The organism is Neorhizobium alkalisoli, from assembly GCF_002968635.1.
GTDB lineage: Bacteria > Pseudomonadota > Alphaproteobacteria > Rhizobiales > Rhizobiaceae > Neorhizobium > Neorhizobium alkalisoli.
Window position 1 is genome coordinate 1 of sequence record NZ_PVBN01000064.1, and the last position, 389, is coordinate 389.

General features: G+C 63.5%; 1 protein-coding gene. It reads right to left on the reverse strand.

All coding sequences use genetic code 11. From position 1 onward, the window contains the following. On the reverse strand, window positions 1–389 hold a 389-nt coding region (locus tag C5L13_RS28570), incomplete at both ends, for an MFS transporter (protein ID WP_158693569.1).

Genomic DNA, 389 nt, shown 5'->3' on the forward strand with positions numbered 1-389 from the left:
CACTTCCGACATGTACATCGGCGACACGGTGGCGGCGATGCCGACCGCCAGCCCGCCAATGATGCGGTAAATGACGAACCAGGTGAAGGTCGGGGCCAATGCGGCGCCGACGGCGGAAACGGTGAACAGCAGCGCCGCCAGCATCAGCGCTTTTTTACGGCCCCAGCGCGCCGCCAGCGGCCCGGCGGCGAAGGCGCCGACCACGCAGCCGATCACCACGTTGGAGACGGCCCAGCCGGTTTCGGCCGGGCTGAGATTGAAATAGGTTTTCAACGCTTCGATCGCGCCGGAGATCACGGCGGTGTCGTAGCCGAACAGAATGCCGCCCAGGGCGGCGATGCCGCAAATTCGCAATATGTAACCGGTATTGTGCTTACGCTGATATGACA